At 66.9% G+C, this 18,157-nt stretch carries 15 protein-coding genes; 10 read left to right on the top strand and 5 right to left on the bottom strand.

The window, feature by feature from the left end; genetic code table 11:
- Window positions 1–13 precede the first annotated feature (13 nt).
- The 3 genes from OXK16_00505 to OXK16_00495 form a co-directional block, all read right to left on the bottom strand.
- Window positions 14–937 (bottom strand): ABC transporter ATP-binding protein, encoded by a 924-nt coding sequence (locus tag OXK16_00505; GenBank protein MDE0374433.1) that lies wholly within the window; start codon window positions 935–937, stop codon window positions 14–16.
- Between the two features lie 64 nt (window positions 938–1,001).
- Complete coding sequence (locus tag OXK16_00500) at window positions 1,002–2,417, bottom strand: amidohydrolase (GenBank protein ID MDE0374432.1); 1,416 nt, start codon at window positions 2,415–2,417, stop codon at window positions 1,002–1,004.
- 7 nt (window positions 2,418–2,424) lie between these two features.
- Complete coding sequence (locus OXK16_00495) at window positions 2,425–2,862, bottom strand: nuclear transport factor 2 family protein (GenBank protein MDE0374431.1); 438 nt, start codon at window positions 2,860–2,862, stop codon at window positions 2,425–2,427.
- A gap of 208 nt (window positions 2,863–3,070) precedes the next feature.
- On the opposite strand from OXK16_00495, the gene nrfD reads away from it, so the two are divergent.
- Both nrfD and OXK16_00485 read left to right on the top strand, forming a co-directional pair.
- Complete coding sequence (nrfD, locus tag OXK16_00490; GenBank protein ID MDE0374430.1) at window positions 3,071–4,651, top strand: polysulfide reductase NrfD; 1,581 nt, start codon at window positions 3,071–3,073, stop codon at window positions 4,649–4,651.
- 18 nt (window positions 4,652–4,669) lie between these two features.
- Window positions 4,670–7,408: a molybdopterin-dependent oxidoreductase gene (locus OXK16_00485; GenBank protein ID MDE0374429.1), complete on the top strand. Its 2,739-nt coding sequence runs from the start codon at window positions 4,670–4,672 to the stop codon at window positions 7,406–7,408.
- Between the two features lie 3 nt (window positions 7,409–7,411).
- On the opposite strand, the gene OXK16_00480 is transcribed toward OXK16_00485, so the two are convergent.
- Both OXK16_00480 and add read right to left on the bottom strand, forming a co-directional pair.
- The gene (locus OXK16_00480; GenBank protein ID MDE0374428.1) at window positions 7,412–8,404 is read right to left on the bottom strand and encodes an aldo/keto reductase; all 993 of its coding nucleotides are present in this window, start codon (window positions 8,402–8,404) and stop codon (window positions 7,412–7,414) included.
- Window positions 8,405–8,471: 67 nt separating this feature from the next.
- Entirely contained in the window at window positions 8,472–9,470 is a 999-nt protein-coding gene (add, locus tag OXK16_00475) for an adenosine deaminase (protein MDE0374427.1), read from the bottom strand.
- Between the two features lie 297 nt (window positions 9,471–9,767).
- On the opposite strand from add, the gene OXK16_00470 reads away from it, so the two are divergent.
- From OXK16_00470 to OXK16_00435, 8 genes are all read left to right on the top strand, one after another.
- Entirely contained in the window at window positions 9,768–10,673 is a 906-nt protein-coding gene (locus OXK16_00470) for a sugar ABC transporter permease (GenBank protein ID MDE0374426.1), read from the top strand.
- Window positions 10,643–11,503, top strand: a complete 861-nt coding sequence (locus tag OXK16_00465; GenBank protein MDE0374425.1) for a carbohydrate ABC transporter permease — start codon at window positions 10,643–10,645, stop codon at window positions 11,501–11,503. Before OXK16_00470 ends, OXK16_00465 begins: the two co-directional genes overlap by 31 nt.
- A gap of 63 nt (window positions 11,504–11,566) precedes the next feature.
- A complete protein-coding gene (locus OXK16_00460; protein ID MDE0374424.1) occupies window positions 11,567–13,087 on the top strand; it encodes an extracellular solute-binding protein in 1,521 nt (506 codons plus the stop codon).
- A gap of 128 nt (window positions 13,088–13,215) precedes the next feature.
- A complete protein-coding gene (locus OXK16_00455; GenBank protein ID MDE0374423.1) occupies window positions 13,216–14,037 on the top strand; it encodes a phosphoenolpyruvate hydrolase family protein in 822 nt (273 codons plus the stop codon).
- Window positions 14,038–14,058: 21 nt separating this feature from the next.
- Window positions 14,059–14,907, top strand: coding sequence for an NAD(P)-dependent oxidoreductase (locus OXK16_00450; protein ID MDE0374422.1), 849 nt, complete (start codon window positions 14,059–14,061; stop codon window positions 14,905–14,907).
- Complete coding sequence (locus tag OXK16_00445) at window positions 14,904–16,547, top strand: arylsulfatase (GenBank protein ID MDE0374421.1); 1,644 nt, start codon at window positions 14,904–14,906, stop codon at window positions 16,545–16,547. The genes OXK16_00450 and OXK16_00445 overlap by 4 nt, the downstream gene beginning before the upstream one ends.
- Complete coding sequence (locus OXK16_00440) at window positions 16,544–17,410, top strand: TIGR03619 family F420-dependent LLM class oxidoreductase (GenBank protein ID MDE0374420.1); 867 nt, start codon at window positions 16,544–16,546, stop codon at window positions 17,408–17,410. Before OXK16_00445 ends, OXK16_00440 begins: the two co-directional genes overlap by 4 nt.
- Window positions 17,411–17,412: 2 nt before the next feature.
- On the top strand, window positions 17,413–18,102 hold the full coding sequence (locus tag OXK16_00435; protein ID MDE0374419.1) for a haloacid dehalogenase type II: 690 nt from the start codon (window positions 17,413–17,415) through the stop codon (window positions 18,100–18,102).
- The last annotated feature ends 55 nt before the right edge of the window (window positions 18,103–18,157 follow it).

Raw genomic sequence — 18,157 nt, 5'->3', positions numbered from 1 at the left:
CGGCCCGCCCGCGTCAGTCGACCAGGGTGCGGCCGGTCAGCTTGAGGAAGACGTCCTCAAGCGTGCTCCGGCGCACCAACGCGCTCTCAGGCTGGAGGCCGAGCCGGTGCACCTCTCCCAGAGCCGAGTCGGCATCGGAGGTGTAGAGAAGCGCTCGATCGGCCAGCAACTCGACCCGATCGGCCGTCTTCCGGAGCGTAGGCCCGGCCGGCTCCAACTCTCCGACCGGGAAGCGCACCTCCAACACCTCGCGGGTCGAGTGGGTCTCGATGAGACCCCGGGGCGACCCCTCGGCGACGATGCGGCCCCGGTCCATGATCACCAGCCGATCACACAGCTGCTCGGCCTCGTCCATGTAGTGGGTGGTGATGATCTGGGTCACGCCGTCCTGCTTGAGGCGGTAGAGGCGATCCCACAACACGTGCCGGGCCTGGGGGTCGAGCCCCGTGGTCGGCTCGTCGAGGAGCAGGAGGTCGGGACGGTTGATCAGGCCCCTGGCGATGGTGAGGCGCCGCTTCATCCCGCCCGAGAGCGGGTCCACCCGCGACGCACGGTGCTCTCCGAGCTGGGCGAAGTCGATCAACTCCTCGATACGCGCCCGGATCTCGCGGCGGGGGAGGTCGTAGTACCGGCCGTAGATGTACAGGTTCTCCTCCACGCTCAGTTCCATGTCGAGCGAGTCGTCCTGGGGCACCACCCCCAGGCGGGACCGGATGCGCCTGCCGTCGGTCGCCGGATCGAGACCGAACACCCTTAGCCGTCCGGACGTCACGGGCGAGACGGCGCCGATCATCCGCATGGTGGAGCTCTTGCCTGCGCCGTTGGGCCCGAGGAAGCCGAACACCTCTCCGGAGGCGACGGAGAAGCCGATCGAGTCGACTGCGGTGAAGTCACCGAAACGCTTGGTCAGATCGGTGGCTTCTACAAGTGGTTGCATGGTCGGGGAACGTTACACGCGTTATCCGACCAGGTGTCGGTAAGCCGGCGCGCGAGCCTCCCGGCTAGCGTGACCGGATTCCGGCACGTGCGCTGATCGCGGCGGACCGCTCGGCGGCGTCCCGGTACAGGGAGCGTTCCTCTACCGCTGTTATCCAGCTGAGTTGACGGTTCCTCATCACGATGTCGCCATCGATGAGCACGGTGTCGACCTCGTTCCCGTACGTCTGGAAGACCATTGCCGAGGGTAGGTGGTGGGTGGGTGTTGTCTGGGCGTGGCCGAGGTCGACCAGGATGATGTCGGCCCGCTTTCCGGCTTCGATGGAGCCGATCTCCTTCTCCATCCCGACCGCACGGGCGCCGTTGATGGTCGCCATCTCCAGCGCCTGATCGGCTGTCAGGGCCGCCGGGTCGTCTGCCAGCGCCCGGTGGACGAGGACGAGCGTCTTCATATCCGAGAAGAGGTTCACCGTTCCGTTGCAGTTCACGTCGTCGGTGCCGACGGCGAGCGGCATCCCGGCCCGCAACAGATCGGGGACCGGGGCAACCCCCATGGCCAGGAAGCAATTGGACACCACCTGGGTGCAGCCTTTTACGTCGGCGTCCCGGAGGATCCGGATGTCCCTCGGGCTGAGGCCGACGCAGTGTCCGGCCAGGAGACGGCGGTCGAGATGTCCCCGGGCGAGGAGGTCCTCGGTGCTGCTCGGACCAGGGTTCTCGACCCCGGCCGGTCCCTGCACCAGGTGGATGGTCCACATCGTGCCGTTGTCGCGGGCCAGGCGGCGGCTGGTCTCGAACATGGTGTCGGAGCAGACGAGAGTGCCCACGGGGGAAGGCCACACCTGGATCCTTCCCCCGGCCGTGCCGTTGTAGGTTCGGATCAAGCGGTCCAAGTCAGAGAGCAACCGGTCGGTGGGACGCCAGTTGTCGACATGGACGACCTGGGGCTCCTTTTGCCGCAAGGAGCGGATCATGTCGCCCAGATGGTCGGGTTGCTCGTCGAACATCATCCGGGCCACCATCGCCCGGACCCCGGCCTCGGAGTAGGCGGCGATCGCCTGGCCGATAGAGCCCACGGTGTCGTCGGGCCACGCGTCCTCGTTGTCGACGAAGCAGGTCATACCGGAACGGATCGCCTCGACGGAGTAGAGCCGCGCGGCCGTGCGGATGTCGTCCGGCCCGTACGCCGCCAGCCCCGGATGCACCACGTTGGTCAACCAGTCCCATACCCGGCGGCCCTCGTTGGCCGCATATCCACGCAGGAGGATCTGCGGGACGTGGGTATGGCAGTTGATCAGCCCCGGAAGCACCGCCATCCCCGAGGCGTCGATGATCCGGGAACCACGGGGTGGGCGGACCTCGTATGCCGGACCCACCGCAGAGATGTGCTGGTCCTCGACCACGACCACGCCGTCATCGATGATCCGGCGGTCCGGATCCATGGTGATCACGGCTCCGCCGATGATCGACTTCACCGCCATGGTGACCTCACCCGCCGGTGTGGCGCGAGCCCAGTTCTTCGACGCGGTGGCGGACCAGCAGAAGAGAAGAGATCCGCCAGACGCCATCGACCTTGCGGTATTCCTCGTGGTAGTAGCCGTATCCTCGAGAGCTGGTATACCCCGAGGCTTCCGGGTACTCGATGATGTCCACCATTGCCCAGATGCCCCGCGCGGTGGTCTCTGAGAGTATCTTGATGTCGGGCATGGAAACCCGGTGGAAGGAGTGGCGGTTGGCGAAGTCTTCGGCGGAGCCGGCAAAGCTGTCCGCACCCCGGCCCTTCTTCCAGCCCTGGAACTCGTAGACGATATCGTCGGTGAACAGGTGGCGTAGTTCTTCCCGGCGGTTCAGGTCCACGAAGCGGCAGTAGCGGGCCTTGAGGCGCTTGATGTCTTCGATCGCCTGCAGTTGCCTTAGAGCGTCCATCGGGTCCTCTGCGTCTGGTGCCGGACATCGACCGTTACGGGAGTGCTCAACACTATAAGACGGATTGCATCTCAGGGGCCGGGAGGGAAAGGCCGCCGGCGGGGTCACCTGTTCGGTTGCGGGATATTCGGGGATTCCGGCGGTAGTGTTCAGCCCCACCGCGTGTCTCCGCCCGGAGGCGCCGGCGGTCCGGCATAGAGGGAGCGCCTTGCAGTTCGGCTTCGTCATCGACCAGACGGCGTGCATCGGTTGCCACGCCTGCACCGTGGCGTGCAAGACAGAGCATGACGTCCCGCTGGGAGTGGACCGCACGTGGGTCAAGTACATCGAGAAGGGGACCTGGCCCGACACCACGCGGTCCTTCTCGGTCATGCGGTGCAACCACTGCACCGACGCACCGTGCGTGTCGATCTGCCCCACCAATGCCCTCTTCAGGCGCGAAGACGGGATAGTCGACTTCGACACCAGCCTCTGTATCGGCTGCAAGAGTTGCATGCAGGCCTGTCCCTACGACGCTCTCTACATCGATCCCCACGACAACACCGCCCAGAAGTGCAACTACTGCGTGCATAGGGTGGAGGTCGGGCTCGAACCGGCCTGCGTGGTGGTCTGTCCGGAAGGAGCGATCATCTCGGGGGATGTCCATGACCCGACCACGCCCATCTCGCAAATGGTTCATGGCGAGCGGATGCTCCAGCGGTCCCCGGAGCAGGGCACCGCGCCGAACCTGTGGTACCGGGGAGTCGAGCCGGCCGGTATCGACCCGTTGGGGGCTGTCGACCCTGGCGACGGGGGCATCTGGCGCGATCCGGCGCCGTCGTTCATGACCGTCGAACTGACGCCCCCGGCCGGGCGCAGTGGCAACGGCGGGACAGGGGGCCGACCGTCCTCACGCCGCACTAAGGAGGACCTCCCCCCGCGCGTCGTCTACAACACCGACCACCCGATGCCGTGGGGGTGGCGTGTGTCGAGTTACTTTCTCACCAAAGGCATCTCCGCGGGCATCGTCATGGTCCTGGCGCTCTCGTTGCTGGCCGGCGCCGGCACGGACAGCACCTTCGCTCGGTGGGGAGCCCCCTTGATCGCCGGCATCTTCCTGGCCCTCACCGGTGTCCTGCTGGTGGGGGACCTCAAGCGGCCCGACCGGTTCTATTACCTCCTGACCAAGGGCAACCCCGGATCGTGGCTGGTCAAGGGCGCCTGGATCCTGGCCGCCCAGGCGGCGATCCTCGGCCTCTGGTTCGTGTCCGGGCTAGCCGGCGCAGGCTTCCTCCCCGTACTCATCTGGGCGGGGGCGGTCGTCGGTCTGGGCGTGGCCGGCTACACCGCCTTCCTGTTCGGCCAGGCCGAGGGCCGGGATCTCTGGCAGAGCCCGACGCTGCTGTGGCACATGCTGGCCGGCGCTTTCGCGGCGGGTGGTGGCGCGGGACTGCTGGCCGCGCCGGTGTTCGATCTGGCGCCGACGGTCCAGCGGGTGTTCGCCTGGGCCCTCGTCGGCGGCGCCGCGGCGCTGGCGCTTGTCGCGGTGGTGGAAATCGTCTCGCGGCACCCGACCCGTAACCATGCCGCCGCGATGCACCACCTGACGAGGGGCGCCCATGCGAGGGAGTGGTGGCTCGGTGGCCAGGTGATCGGGGTGGTCATACCCCTGGTGCTGGGAGCGGTCTTCCTGGGCGGCGCCGGCGTTCCGCTCTGGGTGGCCGAGTTGGGTGGCCTGGCGGCTCTGATCGGGATCTGGTTCGCGGACGATGCGTTCGTCAGGGCGGGCCAGGCGGTGCCGCTGTCGTGAGCGGACGCGGAGATCACCATGGATAGGGACCGGCGCGCCACGGATCGCCTGCCCCGGCTGGTCCCAGGGACGGGTCTGGTTCCCTTCCCGCCGACCGAGTCCTGGGACGACTGGGAGGAGTACGACGCCAAGGCCTGGCCCGAGCGGGTCAAGCGGCGCTACCGGCTGGTGCCGACCACCTGTTTCAACTGCGAGGCCGGCTGCGGGCTGCTGGCGTACGTCGACAAGGACAGCGGCCGGGTGCGGCGCTTCGAGGGCAACCCGGAGCATCCGGGATCGAGGGGCCGTAACTGCGCCAAGGGACCGGCGACCCTCAACCAGATGTACGACCCGGAGCGGATACTGCACCCGCTGAGGAGGGTCGGGCCCCGCGGTGGAGGGGAGTGGGAGCAGGTCTCCTGGGAGGACGCCCTCGAGGACATCGCGTCGCGGATCCGCACCGCTCTGCAGGAGGACCGTCACGACGAGATCATCTACCACGTGGGACGGCCGGGCGAGGACGGCTTCATCGACCGCATCCTCCGGTCCTGGGGGGTGGACGGGCACAACAGCCACACCAACATCTGCTCGTCGGGGGCCCGCACCGGCTACGCCATGTGGATGGGGTACGACCGGCCCTCGGCCGACTTCGCCAACGCCCGCTTCATCCTCCTGCTGTCGGCCCAGCTCGAGTCCGGGCACTACTTCAACCCCCACGCCCAGCGCATCATCGAGGCCCGCCAGGCGGGGGCGCAGGTGGCGACGATCGACCCGCGCCTCTCCAACACTGCGTCGATGTCCGACCACTGGCTGTCACCGTGGCCGGGTACCGAGGCGGCCATGCTCCTGGCCATCGCCGCCCGGCTGATCGAGTGGGATGCTGTGGATCACGAGTTCATGCGCCGGTGGGTCAACTGGGAGGCCTCGCTCGAGGCAAGGGCGCCGGATCGGCCCCGCACCTACGAGAGCTTCCTCGAACTGCTGCGCGAGACCTATGCGGATTACACGATCGAATTCGCCGCCGCCGAGACCGGGGTGGATTCTGAACGTATCGAGGCGGTAGCCAGGGGCATCGCCGAAGCGGGGAGCCGCTTCGCCTCCCACACGTGGCGGGCCGCCGGGTCGGGGAACCTCGGGGGCTGGCAGGTGGCCCGCTGCCTCTTCTTCCTGCACGTGCTCACGGGATCGGTGGGTACGGAGGGGGGCACATCGCCGAGCGCGTGGGACAAGTTCAAGCCCGACCACTGGAACATGCCACCCCCGGCGAACCGCTGGAACGAGCTGATCTGGCCGGCGGAGTTCCCCCTCAGCCACTACGAGCTGAGCTACCTGCTGCCGCACTTCCTCAAGGAGGGCCGGGGACGGCTCGAGGTCTACTTCACCCGTGTCTACAACCCCATCTGGACCAACCCCGACGGCTTCACCTGGCTCGAGGCCCTCACCGACGAGGACAAGGTCGGCCTCCACGTGGCGCTCAGCCCGACCTGGTCGGAGACGGCCTGGTTCGCCGACTACGTGCTGCCGATGGGGGTGGGCGCCGAGCGTCACGACACCCACTCCTACGAGACCCATGCAGCCCGCTGGCTCGGATTCCGCCAGCCCGTGCTGCGGGTGGCGGGCGAGCGGGCCGGACAGCGGTACGAGCGCACCTACGAGGCCAACCCCGGAGAGGTGTGGGAGGAGAACGAGTTCTGGATCGACCTCTCCTGGCGGATCGACCCGGACGGCGCCCTCGGGGTGAGGCAGTGGTACGAGTCGCCGGCCGAACCGTCCCGGCCGGTGAGCGTCGACGAGTACTACGGCTGGATGTTCGACAACTCGGTGCCCGGACTTCCGGAACACGCCGGACGGGAGGGGCTCACCCCGCTCGAGTACATGCGCAAGTACGGCGCGTTCGAGATCGACCGCGAACGCTACCTGTTGAACGAGGAGGCCGTGGGCGCCGATCAGCCGGGGGTGGAGGTCGACGGGGAGCGTAGGAGCGGGTTCACCTCTCCCTCCCGCCTGCTCGAATGGCACTCCGACACGCTGGAGTCGTGGGACTGGGCGGATGCGGCCATACCCACGTACCTCAAGTCCCACGTGTACTGGCGCGATCTCGACCTCGAGGGAGACGAGCGCATCCTGCTCCCGATCTTCCGGCTGCCCACCCTCATCCACACCCGGTCGGGCAACGCCAAGTACCTGTACGAGATCAGCCACGGCCATCCGTTGTGGATGAACTCCATCGACGCCGACCAACTCGGGTTCGAAACCGGGGACCTGGTGCGCATAACCACCGACATCGGCTACTTCGTGATGCGGGCCTGGCGAACCGAGGGGATCAGGCCGGGCGTGGTGGCCGCATCCCACCACATGGGTCGATGGCGTCTTGATGCAAATATGGGCAACGAGCGCTGGTCCTCGGCCCTCGTGGACATCCAGCGGCATGACGGCGGCTGGCGGTTGAGGCACAAGACAGGCATCGAGCCGTTCCGGTCGGACGATCCCGATAGCGAGAGGATCTGGTGGCGCGACCCCGGGGTGCACCAGAACCTCGCCTTCCCCGTCCATCCCGACCCGGTGTCCGGCATGCATGCCTGGCATCAGCGGGTCACCCTAGGCCATGCGAGCCCGGAAGACCGCTACGGCGATGTCTTTGTCGACACGGCCAGATCACACGAGATCTACCAGGAGTGGATGGGCCGGACACGTCCGGGGCCAGGCCCCGGAGGCCTGCGCAGGCCCCGGTGGCTCACGAGGCCGCTGCCACCCGTCCCGGACGCCTACCAGGCGTGACTTTCAACTCGGGGGATATGGGCCAACCGCGGCTTCTCCTCCGGGGGCGGACACCGGGAAGGTCGGGAGGGCCTCCGCCAGGGCGTCCCAATCTCTGTCGGGTACCCGTTGGGTGGCGGCGGCGATATCCTCCGCCACATCCGACGGGCGCCGGGGACCGATGAGGGTTGTGGCGATGCGCTGTTCCCGCAGGCAGAACTGCATCGCGAGCGCCCGCAAATCCGCGTCCCGGTCTCCCGCCCACTCCCAGATCCGGCGGGCCCGCGCGACGTCACGGTCCCTTAGGCTCCACATGCCGGTCGCGGCCCGGATGGCTACGATGTCGTCAGGATCGACTCCTGAAAGCAGTCCGGCCAGGAACGGGGACGCGTTGACGACCCCGACCCCACGGTCGGCCGCCTGCCCGATCAGCTTCTCGGCAGTGGTACGCAGCAGGTTGTAGTCGTAGGGTGTCTGGATCACATCGAACCTTCCCGACTCGATCGCGATCCTGAGGAACTCGTGGTTCTGGACTCCGAGGCCGATGGCGCGGACCTTGCCCTCCTCCTTCAGCCGCTCGAGGGCTGCGACCGCGCCGCCTGCCTCCAACACGGGGTCCATGGCGGCCGGGTCGTGGACCAGGGCGACATCGATGGAGCCGGTGCCGATGACCTCCAGGCTCTGCTCGATGACCCAGGTAGCTGCATCGCCGGTCATGTCTCCCGGATGGGCCGGATGGCTGCCCACCTTGGTGGCCAGCACCACGCGGTCGCGCCATCCACCGCGCAGCGCCATGCCGACTCGGCGGTCGCTGTCGCCGCCCCGGTATCCGGGCGCCGTGTCGATGTAGTTCAGACCGGCGCGGAGGGCGGCGCGAAGCGTCGCCACGGCAAGTTCGTCGACGGCGTCGGGGTCGGTTACGGCCGGGTCGGCCCCCAACGATCCCGTGCCGATCCCGACCGGTGACACACGGATGCCGGTCTGTCCAAGAGGCCGCCTTGTTAGCGCATCCGTCATTGTGAATGGTCCTCAGGAGCCGAGAGATAGAGCAGTGGTTGATGGCTAGTGATGATGGTAACCCCTTCTAGCTAGCAGCTATCCACTGGTGGATTCGGGCCTCCGCCATCGACTTGAGCGATCTCGGTGCCGTGCTGTGGGAGATCGAGGCTCCGGCGATAGCGGCCATCCGCCGGTCGGAGAACCCGAACGCCTCGCGGGCCAACTCGTACTCGCTGAGCAACGAGCACCCAAACAGGAGGGAATCGTCGGCGTTGAGGCTGACACTGACTCCGGCCGCTACCAGGTCCGGAAGTGGGTGTCTGTCCAGGCTTTCGACCGCGCCGACCGCGACGTTGCTGGTCGGGCACACGTCAAGGCAGACGTCGCTGCCTGCAAGGCGCCGGAGCAGGGCGCGATCCCGCGCGGCGGCGATCCCGTGCTGGATGCGGGCCACCCCCAGACCCAAAGTGGCGGCCACCTGGTCTGGACCGCCGAACTCTCCTGAGTGGGGGACGAGGGCCAGGCCCGCGTTGGAAGCGATGGCGAGGGCTTCGCGGAAGTCTTCGATGGGGTGCGCCAACTCGTCGTTCACCAGGCCGAACGCGCCGATGACGTCGGGATCCCCGCGGGCGGCGAGGCGCGCCTGGCGCACGCCGTCCGCGGGACCCAGATCACGGTCTGCCGCCACGATCAGTCTTGCGCCGATCCCCACCCTGTCGCGGGCCCTCCGGATCGCATCCGCCACGATGTCGAGGATCAGCTCGCCCGGCCCGATTGCCTCCCTGAAGCTGTCAAGGTACAGGGTGGGCTCCACCCACACGGCACCGTCGGCAGCGGCATCCTCGACTACCTCGAAGACCAGACGGCTCAGGTGCTCGGCATTGCGAACCGCCCGGTTCGCCAGCGTGTAGGCGGTGTAGAAGTGCTTGAAGTCGACGAAGCTCTCCGGGAGAGCCATCGCCATCCCTGCCTCCTCGGCCAGCGCGGTGAGGGTCTTCGGCCGCATCGAACCAACCAGATGGAGGTGCAGGTGGGCCTTCGGCAGCTGACGGAGGTTCCTGCGCGCCGGTCCGGACTGGGGCATAATCAGGGAGCAGCCTAAGCGGTCTGCCTGTGAGATGACGGTGTGGTATGCGTCGGCAGCGGTGTTCCTCGCAAGGCCCGCTGACGAAGGCGTACGCGCTGCGGTACGTTGAGGGGGCGGAACGCAGCGAGGGACGCGAATGGCACGCAGAACACGCCAAGTTAATCCACAGACAGACCGCTAGACAGACGGGTGTCACGTATGGTCGCAGGAGGTTCGCGGTGGACGTCCGCGGGTCGATGGCGCTGGCGGCGTTCCTCTCGCACGAGTTCGCCGGCCACTGCCTTCCTCTTCCTGTTGCCTGCCCTGCTGGTCATTGGGGTATTCCACCTGTACGGGACCGGTCGCAACATCTACCTCTCGCTCACCAACTGGACCCTGGCCGGCGCCGAGTTCATCGGCCTCACGAACTACATCGACCTTGTCCAAGGTGGCGACTTCTGGAACTCGGTGAAGGTGACCTTCTTCTTCGCCTTCGTGGTGCCGGTCACTGTGATAGTGGCCATCCCGGTCGCCTACCTTCTCCACTACGTGATCCGCAAGAGCTACCTCTACCGGCTCCTGCTGTTCGTTCCCTTCATCGTTCCCACCGTCGCCACCAGCCTCGTCTGGGGACTCGTGTTCGCCCCGAGCCCGACCGGAGTCGTCAACGCGTCGCTCCAGCCATTCGGGATAAGGCGCCAGTCGTGGATCCTCGACTCGACCGGTGTCGTCGAACTGGTGGCGGGTTGGTTCGGCGCCACCGTTCCGGGTTGGGCCGAGGGCCCGAGCATCGCCATGGCCATCCTGCTGCTGGTCAGGTTCTGGCAGATGCTCGGGTTCACCGTTCTCATCCTGTACGCGGGCATGACCCGTATCGACCCGGATCTTCTGGACGCGGCCCGCGTGGACGGCGCCAGCGAACCGAAGATCCTCCGGAGGGTGGTGATCCCGGTGCTCTCCCCGACGATCCTGTTCGTGGTGGTCGTCTCCCTGGTGTTCGCCCTGCGCGAGTTCAACACGATCTTCGTCCTGACCCAGGGTGGCCCGGCCCGGACGACAGAAACCTTGTCGATGCTCATGTACCGGCAGTTCTGGGGCGACAACCTGTTCGCCTTGGGAGCGGCCACGGCCACCGCCCTGTTCCTGATCATCCTGGTGGTCACCTGGCTCCAGTTCCGGTTGAGCCGGCGGTGGGTCCACTACACGGCGGGGACGGCGTGATGGCCACCGGCCACAATGCCCCCCAGACCAGGCTGGCAGCCCACCTTGTCCTTTTCGTGCTGTGCGCCTTCGCCCTGGCGCCCCTCTACTGGATGGTGACAACCTCCCTCAAGCCCCTTGACGAGGCTTTGCTCGTACCTCCCACCATCATTCCCGAAACGGCGTCCATCATCACCTACATCGACATCTTCCGCGAGACGATGATGGCGCGCTGGATAATGAACTCCCTGTTCGTGGCCACCCTCTCGGCGAGCGGGAACGTGCTGTTCGGCGCTCTGGCGGGCTATGCGCTGGTGCGGATCCGGTTCAGGGGACGCAGGGTGATCCTGATGCTGGTTCTGGCCAGCTTCATGATCCCCTTCGAGGCCACTTTCATCGCCAACTACGTGCTCATCAACGATCTCGGCTGGTACAACACCTACGCGGCTCTGGTCGTGCCATGGATGGCCGGGGCGTTCGCGGTGTTCATGTTCCGCCAGGAGTTCCTGGGAATACCCGATGACCTGTTCGACTCGGCTTACGTGGACGGCAGCTCGGAGGCCAGGGCCTTCTGGTCGATCGGGCTTCCCCTTGTACGGGCAGCGGCGGTGACCGTCTTTCTGATCACGTTCATCTGGTCGTGGAACGCACTTCTATGGCCGCTGTTCGTCACAGCCGATGCAGAATTGCGAGTTGTTCAGCTGGGCTTGGTCTCGTTCCAGACGGAGGGCGCCGTCTTCATCAACATGTTGATGGCTGCGGCCGTCATAGGAATACTCCCCGTGGGTATCCTGTTCTTCATCGGTCAGCGGTTCGTCATAGAGGGAGTTACCCAGGGAGGCATCAAGTAGCAAGACCACGACATGGCGACCTGCGGACGGGTGAACGTACGTCGGAGAGATAAGGGAGTAGGTATGAGAGCGAGGGCCTTCCGACCCAATGGCATGGTTCTAGGAGCGCTGTTCCTGGTTCTGGCCCTGGTTGCCGCAGCTTGTGGCGACGACGAGCCGGCCGCCACTACCGCGGCACCAGCCACAACCGTCGCGCCGGCCACTTCCGCGGCGCCTGCCACTACCGCGGCGCCGGCCACTACCGAGGCGATGGAGGAGGAGACAGAGACCACCGAGGCCGCGCCCGCCACGACCGAGGCGATGGCGGAGCCGACGACCACGACGCTCGCAGAACTCGAGGCCGCCACCATCCAGTTCTGGCACGTCTACAGCGGGCCGCTGGAAGAGGCGATGAACGAGTTGGTGGCCAGGTTCGAGGCGAAGTATCCCCAGATCGACGTGGAGGCCCAGTTCACCGGTGGTTACTACCCGACCGGCCAGAAGATCGCCGGCGCGATCGAGGCCAACGACCTGCCCAACCTGACCGTCGCCTTCGAGGACGCGGCTGTCAACTGGGGGAGGGCCGGCGTCCTGCTCGACCTGACCAGCTACGTCAACGATCCGGCGATCGGCGTCGACGTGTCCGACTTCCTGCCGGTGGAGATCGCCAGGAATACCTACCTGTCCGAGGGTGGGCAGATGCTCAGCTTCCCGTGGACGGTGGCCATCGCGGTGATGTTCTACAACCTGGACATGCTGAACGGTCTGGGATTTGACGGTCCGGCAGAGACCTGGGACGAGTTCCTCGCCCAGTGCGAGGTGATCCTCAACGACCTGAACAAGAGCTGCTACTCCATACAGGTCGACGCCTCCATGTGGAACGCCACCGGCTTCACCTTCGGGGGTTTCCCGACCATCGATGTGGAGGCGAGGGCAACGAGGTACGGCGAAGAACCGTGGACAAAGGCCCTCGACCTGTTCGCGACCCTCATCGAGGAGGGATACGGCTTCCCGACGGTCGGCCGGGCCGATGAGGCGACGGCCAACCTGAGCGACTTCGCCTCCCAGCAGGTCGCCTACATCATGACCTCCAGTCGCTGGGTTCCCTTCGTTGAGGAGGGGGTGGCCGGTGCCTTCAACTGGAGCGTGGGAGCGGTTCCCCAGGAGTTCGAGGGCGCCGATCCCGTCACGGTCCTGTTCGGGCCCAACGCGGTGGCGTTCAACACCACCGAGGCCGAGAACCTGGCCACGTGGGAGTTCATCAAGTTCCTGTCGAGCCCCGAGAGCCAGGCCTACTGGGCCGAGACTTCCGGGAACCTGCCCAGCAGGTTGAGCGTCGGTGACTCGGCCGAGTACGCGGCCTTCCTGGAGACCTCGCCTCCGATGGCGGCTGCCTGGGAGATCCTGCCCTACGCCCTATCGGAGCTGCCGATGACCGATGAGGGCAACCTCGGGCCACCCCCGTTCTCCTTCCGGGTCCTCCAGCAGGACGTGCAGGCGGAACTCCTGACGGGCAACATGACCCGCGAGGAGGCGCAGCGGAAGCTCGTCGAGGACGGCGCCACCCTGCTCGGCGAGTACTACGGGAACCTCTTCGGTTCCTAGGACCGACCTGTCTCCGACCCATCCATGCCGGTCGCCCATGATGGAGCGACCGGCACCGGGGTGGACAGGAATCCGATCTGCCGGCAGGGATAAGCTTGCCGGAAGTTGATCCCGCGGGGAGAACCGTTTTGAGACGTGAAGCCATCCTGGAGGCTCTGCGGCGCCGGATTGCCACCGGCCAGGCGGTGCTGGCGGCCGGGTGCAGCGCCGGGATAATCGCTCGGTCCGCCGAGGAGGGCGGCGCCGATCTGATCGTGGTCTACAGCACGGGACGGTCCCGCCTGATGGGCCTGCCGACCTGGCGGTTCGGGGATTCGAACCAGGGCACCCTGGAGATGTCGTCCGAGATACTCAATGTCGTGTCCGACACTCCCGTCATCGGCGGTATCGAGGCCAACGACCCCACCCGCAGGGACCTCGGCGGCCTGCTGGACCGGTTCGAGGCGGCCGGATTCTCCGGAGTGATCAACTTCCCGACGCTCACCAACATGCCCGACCAGCGCCGGAGGGCCCAGATGGTGGGTTACGGGTTCCGGCGCGAGGTCGAAGCCATCGGCTTGGCGCGGAGCCGCGGCATGTTCACCATGGCTTACGTGGCCAGCGCCGATGACGCGGCGAGGATGGCAGCCGCAGGCGCCGACTGCGTGGTCACCCACTCCGGGCCCACCACCGGTGGCAGGGTCGGGTACTCGGACGACCGATCCGTCGAAGCGGTGTGCGCGTACGCCCAGTCGCTGATCGACTCCGCTGTCGCAGAGAATCCCGATGTCATCCCGCTGCTCCACGGAGGGCGCCTGGCCACGCCCGACGACGTTCGGGAGGCGCTGCCGCTCACCACGGCGGTGGGGTTCGTCGGCGCATCGAGCATCGAGCGGATCCCGGTGGAGCGGGCCGTCCGGCATACGGTCCGAACCTTCAGGAACCTGTCCACCGGCAGCGAACAGACGTAAGGAGGCGAGGCATTGAGGGTTGTGGTAACGGGGGGCGCGGGCAGGTCCGGGACCGTGATCGCGGCCTATCTGCGTTCAGCCGGTGCCGACGTACTCACCGTGGATCTGGTGGCCCCTCGCGGGGGCGACCCCGGTTCGGACATCGGTTCGCACCTCTTCGTCGACCTCGGCGACCTCGGAGAGACGGTCGAGGCCTTCCGGGGCGCTGACGCAGTACTGCATCTGGCGGGGGTCTGGGCCCAAGGGGTGCGGACGCCCACCGTCACGTTCCAGGTCAACGTGCGGACCGCGTTCAATGTGTTCGAGGCGGCGGCCATCGCGGGTGCCAAGCGGGTCATCTGGGCCTCGACGCAGGCCGTGACAGGGAATCCCTGGGGACCCGGCAACCTCCCCGAGTACCTGCCCATCAACGAGTCCCTTGCCGCGCGGCCCCGTGGGACGTATGCGCTTTCGAAACACGTGGGCGAGCAGATCGGGCCGTATTTCGCGGAAGTCCGCAATCTGGAGGTGGTCGGGCTACGGCTCGCCTGGATGATCCATGAGGGCGGATGGGACGTGGTGCCGATGTGGCAGGAGAACCCGCTGTCCCGGCGCTTCAACGCCTTCGTCTACGTAGACGTGCGTGACGTGGCGGGGGCCTGCGCCGCGGCGCTCGAGGCACCCGTCAGCGGTTCCCATGTCCTGAACATCGGCGCCGCCGACACGTGCATGGACATCCCCTCGGCGGAGTTGGCGGCCCTGGCCTTCGAGGGTGTCCCGCTCCGGCGAACTCTGGACGGGTACGAGACGCTCGTGTCCATTCGAGCAGCGCGGGAACTCATAGGTTTCCGACCCCGATTCTCGTGGCGTGATCACCTGCCTCCACAGTGAGTAGCCGGCCCAACATCGTCGTGATCCTGGCCGACGACCTGGGCTTCTCGGATCTCGGGTGCTACGGATCGGAGATATCCACGCCGGCGATCGATTCGCTCGCACGGGACGGGCTGCGTTTCACCCAGATGTACAACTCGGCCCGCTGCTGCCCGTCGAGGGCTGCGCTGCTGACGGGTCTGCACCCGCACCAGGCCGGCATCGGACACATGACGTACACGATGTCGGACACCAACCCCGCCTACCAGGGTTACCTGAACGACTCGTCCGTCACCCTCGCCGAGGTGCTGGGGGCCGCGGGCTACCGCGCGCTGATGTCGGGCAAGTGGCATGTGGCACGCCAGCGGAACATGGCCGAGCGGGACAGCTGGCCCGACGAGCGGCCGGGCTTCCCCCTTCCGAGGGAGCGGGGGTTCGACGACTTCTTCGGGACCATCGGCGGGGCCGGCTCGTACTACAAGCCCACCTACCTGATGCGCAACGAGGAGCTACTCGACCAGACCGAGCCCGACTGGTACTACACGGATCAGATCACCGACCACGGGGTACGCATGGCCACCGAAGCCATGGACGGCGGGGAACCATTCTTCCTGTACCTCTCCTACACGGCTCCCCACTGGCCGCTCCACGCCCACCCCGACGACATCGCCCGCTACGAGAGCCACTACCGGGGAGGATGGGACTCGATCAGGACCGCCCGCCACGAGGAACTCAAGGCCAGAGGCCTCGTAGATCCCCGCTGGCCGATCAGCCCCCGTGATCCCACCGCCTTCCCGTGGGAGGCGTCCACCTACCCGGAGTGGGAGGCTTACCGGATGGCGATCTACGCCGCTCAGATCGACCGCATGGATCAAGGGGTGGCCAGGCTGGTGGAGGCCCTGCGCGAGCGAAACCAGCTGGACAACACGGTCATCGTCTTCCTCTCGGACAACGGCGGAGCGGCGGAGTTCCTGGCCGAGGACGGTCCCCTCCGGCCCGGCTGGATAGCGGACACCACGCCCGACGGCCGCCCTATGCACTACGGCAACACGCCGGACATCCTGCCGGGCGGGCCTGAGACGTTCCAGAGCTACGACATCTGCTGGGCGAACGCCTCCAATACCCCGTTCCGCCGTTTCAAGGGGTGGGTGCATGAAGGGGGTATCTCCACCCCGCTCATCATCCACTGGCCCGCCGGCATCCCCGAACCCGGAGTGGTGCGTACCCCGGCCCACCTCGTGGACATCATGCCGACCTGTCTCGAGGTGGCCGACGCCGCATACCCGGCCCGCTACCGGGATAACGACATCACGCCGTTTGAGGGCCACAGCCTGGTGCCCGCCTTCCATGATCCCGGATGGGAACGTCCCGGATCACTGTTCTTCGAGCACGAGGGATACCGGGCGATCAGGCAGGGTCCGTGGAAGCTCGTGAGCGGGGAGGAAGAACGCTGGGAGCTGTACCAGATCGACGAGGATCGCACCGAGAGCACCGACCTGGCCGGCCGCGAGAAGCAGCGCGTGGGGCGGATGGCCGGCGAGTGGAACGACTGGGCTGTCCGGGTGGGAGTCAACTTCAATCTGCGTGACGACTTGCAGGAACTGTTAGCCCGGCAACGTATCGGCGTCGGCGAGGGACGAGCCAGGTTGCGTAGAGCATGAGCGGCCCCGTGCGGATAGGCGCTTCCATCTTCTTCACCGCTGACTCGATCCAGCCCGCCGAGTTGGGGGTCGAACTCGAGGCCCGCGGGTTCGAGTCCCTGTGGTTGCCGGAGCATTCCCACATGCCGCTGGCGCAGCAGGAGGAACTCGGAGACCGTCGATTGCCCGAGAAGTACGAGGTGCTCTACGACGCCTTCACGTCGCTGGCAGCGGTGGCCTCCACGACGAGCAGGATCCTGCTCGGCACCGGGATCACCCTCCTCGGCATCCGGGACCCGATCTGGACGGCCAAGGCGACCGCCACCCTGGATCGCCTCTCGGGTGGCCGGCTCCTGCTCGGGATCGGCTACGGATGGCTCCGGCGCGAGTACGAGAGCCACGGCATCCCCTTCGACCGGCGGCGGGCGATCACAAGGGAGAAGCTCCGGCTCGTCAGGGCGCTATGGACGAGCGAGACCACCGAGTTCGCGGGAGACCATGTCCAGCTGGCGCCCAGCCGCCAGGGACCCAAGCCGCTCCAGCATCCGCATCCCCCGGTTCACATCGGAGCAGCCCTGGGTCCCGGAACCAAGGCGGACCTGGCCTCGTTGGCCGACGGGTGGATCCCCCTCGGGATGTACCGGGTGACGCCCGAGGAGATCGCCGAGGTTCAGGAGGCCGCGGCCGCCAACGGCAGGGGGCCGCTGGAGGTGAGTGTCTACCTCGACTACACCGCGGCGCACCGGATCGACGAGATGGCGGAGGCCGGGTGCGACCGGGTCGTCGTGTGCCTGCCCAGCGCGGCCCGCGCCGAAGTGCTCGAGTACGTGGAGCAGATCGCCGAAGCCTGGATCACCGAGGGTGATGACATGGAGGTCAACTGACCGTGGACTTCGGCAGGTTCGAATGGCTGAGCTTCGACTGTTACGGGACTCTGGTCGATTGGGAGTCCGGCATAAGTAGGGCGGTCAGCGACGTGCTGGAGTCTCATGGAATGCGAAGGTCCAGGGCCGAGATCCTGGCCCTGTACGCAGACCTGGAGCCCCGGGCGCAGGACTCCCGGACGTTTCTGGAGTATCGCCGTGTCCTGCGCGACGTGATGGGGATGATCGCGAAGGAGTTGGGCTTCCGGTGCACCGCGTCAGAGAGGGACGCGCTGGCGGACTCCCTGCCCGGTTGGCCAGTGTTCGGTGATGTCAAGAACGCCCTCGATGCCTTGAAGGCGCACTACCGGCTGGCGGTCATCTCCAACGTGGACGACGACCTGTTCAGAGGCACGGCCCAGGCCCTGGATGTGGACTTCGACGTCGTGGTGACCGCTCAGCAGGCCCGCAGCTACAAGCCCAGCCTCAATAACTTCGAGGTCGCGGCCGCCCGCATGGCGGTCGACAAACGGGCGTGGCTGCACGTGGCCGAAAGCCTCTTCCACGACATCGGGCCGGCAAATCAACTGGGGATCTCGTCGGTATGGGTCAACCGTGCCGGCCGGGCAGGCGCCACGCGGCGAACCGATGCCATTGCCGACCTCGTCGTCCCCGACCTCGCGACCCTCGCGGCGATCGCGCTTCCGGCGTAGGGGAGTCCGTTGCCGAGAGGCCGATCGACATCTGTGCCGGGTCGGCTCGACGAGT

It is taken from the genome of bacterium, assembly GCA_028821235.1.
GTDB lineage: Bacteria > Actinomycetota > Acidimicrobiia > Spongiisociales > Spongiisociaceae > Spongiisocius.
The sequence above is the reverse complement of the archived record's forward strand: the minus strand, read 5'-3'. Positions and strand labels throughout refer to the sequence as shown.